This is a genomic window from Chitinophaga sp., from assembly GCF_036569185.1.
Lineage (GTDB): Bacteria > Bacteroidota > Bacteroidia > Chitinophagales > Chitinophagaceae > Chitinophaga.
The window spans coordinates 1-2,881 of record NZ_DATCRD010000350.1; the positions used below are offsets into that span (position 1 = coordinate 1).

General features: G+C 46.7%; 3 protein-coding genes and 1 pseudogene. 3 read left to right on the forward strand and 1 reads right to left on the reverse strand.

Annotated elements, in window-relative coordinates:
* Nucleotides 1-486, reverse strand: a pseudogene (locus VIM72_RS26650) (sensor histidine kinase); the annotation flags it as partial.
* Nucleotides 487-604: 118 nt separating this feature from the next.
* Here VIM72_RS26650 and VIM72_RS26655 point away from each other — a divergent pair.
* From VIM72_RS26655 to VIM72_RS26665, 3 genes are all read left to right on the forward strand, one after another.
* Nucleotides 605-1,624, forward strand: coding sequence for a glycosyltransferase family 2 protein (locus tag VIM72_RS26655; protein WP_332005861.1), 1,020 nt, complete (start codon nt 605-607; stop codon nt 1,622-1,624).
* Nucleotides 1,625-1,733: 109 nt separating this feature from the next.
* Complete coding sequence (locus VIM72_RS26660; protein ID WP_142686372.1) at nt 1,734-1,934, forward strand: hypothetical protein; 201 nt, start codon at nt 1,734-1,736, stop codon at nt 1,932-1,934.
* A 166-nt stretch (nt 1,935-2,100) separates the two neighbouring features.
* Nucleotides 2,101-2,881, forward strand: a 781-nt coding sequence (locus VIM72_RS26665; protein WP_332005862.1) for a PepSY-associated TM helix domain-containing protein, incomplete at its 3' end; no start/stop codon positions are given.

Here is a 2,881-nt window from a genome sequence, read left to right on the forward strand (position 1 = left end):
AAAGAGCACAATAGCGATAAAAAGGGTCACCACTATCAGCTGGATGTATGGATAGTAACGGATTTGCCGGAGGATCAGCGAATCGCCGTAGTAGATATAGTTATACATTTTTTGCCTGGAATCCACTTCCATAATGAAGGGCGGGTGTTGCTTTTTAAAGGCCTGTAGTTCGTTACGGAGGAAGTTGGGGTCCTGCATAATGCGCAGGGAGTCGAGATTGCGGCTGTCCAGGATCTTACCCGTTTCGTCGGTCAGGATCAGCGGGATGGTAGTGTTGTTGGTCACAATGTCAACTGCAAGGTTCAGGTTGGCTTCAGACCCAGCCCGCAGGAGCTCGCGGTTGGCTTCCACCCAGGTGGCCACTTTTTTTCTTTCTTCTTCCTGAATATTGCGGGATAAATTACTTACAAACCAGATAGTGGTGCCAATGATCAGCACTGCTATGGAGGCCAGTACAAACTTCCAACCGATATACTGTTTAAACATACTTCTAATTTAAGCCTTATTCGGCTTACCTCATTCTGTAATGATTCGCAAATATTAGGATCGTTTGTTGCATATTTGCATCTCAAAAATAATTGTTCACGCATAAACGTAATATCCATTGTCCGTATTGCCATCAGTAGCAGTTGTTATTTTAAATTGGAATGGGAGATCTTTTCTGGAGAAGTTCCTGCCGTCTGTGTGCCGTTCTACCTATGGTAACCTGCAGCTGGTGCTGGCCGACAATGCCTCTACAGACGACAGCGTGGCTTTTGTGACGGCCCATTACCCGCAGATCCGGATCATCCGGAACCCGCATAACGATGGGTTTGCCGGAGGGTATAACGATGCGTTGCAGCATGTGCAGGCCGATATTTACGTGTTGCTGAACCAGGATGTGGAGGTGGAGCCGGGCTGGATAGAGCCGGTGGTGGCCCTGATGGAACAGGACAAGCGGATAGCTGCCTGCCAGCCTAAAATGAGGGCTTACAAGGATCCGGAGGAATTTGAGTACGCAGGCGCCGCCGGCGGGTGGATGGATATCCTGGGTTATACTTTTTGCCGGGGACGGATCCTGTATACCACCGAGAAAGACAACGGGCAGTATGATGATGTACAGGATATTTTCTGGGCAACCGGGGCAGCCTTGTTTATCCGTTCGGCCTGTTATCACCAGGTAGGGGGCTTTGATCGCGATTTTTTTGCGCATATGGAAGAAGTGGATCTTTGCTGGCGCTTACAGCGGGCGGGTTACCGCATTTGCTACTGTCCTGATTCCAGGGTGTTTCATGTGGGTGGCGGCAGCCTGCCCCAGGGAAATCCCCGCAAGCTGTACCTGAACTTCAGGAACAACCTCATGATGCTGTGGAAAAACCTGCATAGTGAAGACCGCTGGATAGTACTGGTGCAGCGGTTTTTCCTGGACATACTGGCGGGCGTAAAAAGCCTGGTGGCAGGAAAGCCAAAGGATATGGCGGCTATTTACCGCGCTTATAAGGATTATTATCGCTGGCGCAGGAAATATGTGAAGAAAGATGATCTGCCGGAAATGAAGCTGATGAAAATGAATGGCGTGTTTCACGGTATTATGATCTGGCGTTACTACTTCCTGGGTCATAAACATTTTTCTGAACTGATCTGATCAACGGCGATCTATCTCCCGGAAAATTTTTTATCTCCCAAAATTACCAGCATGAAAATTCGAAATTTTCAAAATCATTATGTAGGTTTGCACCGGAAATAAACTGATTATGGAACAGAATACAGTAGAAAACAAGTACGACATCACTATAGACAAGGTTTCCCGTTCCCGCTGGCTCTTTTATGTGCAGTTGTTTTGTCTGGTAGCCTTTATCCTGGGAGTTAGCTACGGACTTTATGCACACAGATACAAGGGCAAACCGGAAGTAAAAGTGCAGGAAAGTTCACTGTACAATCCAAAATATAAGTAAGCATCCGCTTAAACATAATTATCCAGCCTCCACCGGTATCCGGTGGAGGTTTTTTTATGCCCGCTGATTCCGTTTTGCGTAAAAGAATTTCCCGATCCGATCCTTTTTTATGCTCATTTGATTCGATTTTTGTACCTCCGGTACGATATCTACCGGTGGCTTTAGTATGTTTAAACGGACGGATAAGTTAAAGAAGAAGCAGCCTAAATCGCTGTTCAGGATAGTTGTGGACAAACTGCATCTCTGGCTGGGCCTGGGAGCAGGCATTATTGTGCTTATTGTAAGCATTACCGGCTGTTTGTTTGTTTTTCAGAAAGAAGTGAACGATTTTTATTACCGTAAAATACTATATGTTACCCCGGAAAAAAGCCCCTTACATCCTGTAAGCGAGTTGAAAAAGACCGCTGAGGCCGCACTTGGGCCCAATAAACCATTATTTTCCATCACCACTTACCGGCAGCCGGACCAGGCCTGGGAATTTATGGCCTACAAAGGCAACGATACGGCGCTCACTTACTTCGGCGCTGTGGAGTATTATGAATCTGTAATGATCAATCCCTATACCGGTGAGGTGACAGGGCGACTGGATTACAAGCATAATTTCTTTTCTGTGGTAAAAAGCATACACTGGAGCCTGTTGCTGAACGATAAGTACGGGCAACCCATTGTAGGTTGGAGCACCTTTATTTTTGTGATCCTGCTCATCACCGGGCTGATCATGTGGTGGCCGAAGAAATGGAATAAAGCCAACCGCGACAAAAGCTTCAAAATTAAATGGAAAGCCGGTTTCAAAAGGGTTAATTACGATCTGCATAATGTACTGGGCTTTTACGCCATGCTAATAGCGCTTGTCATTGCTTTCACCGGTATGGTATGGGCGTTTAAATGGTTCGAGGCTACTGTATATGTAGTAGCTTCCGGCACCACCACGCCTCCGGAAGTAAAGC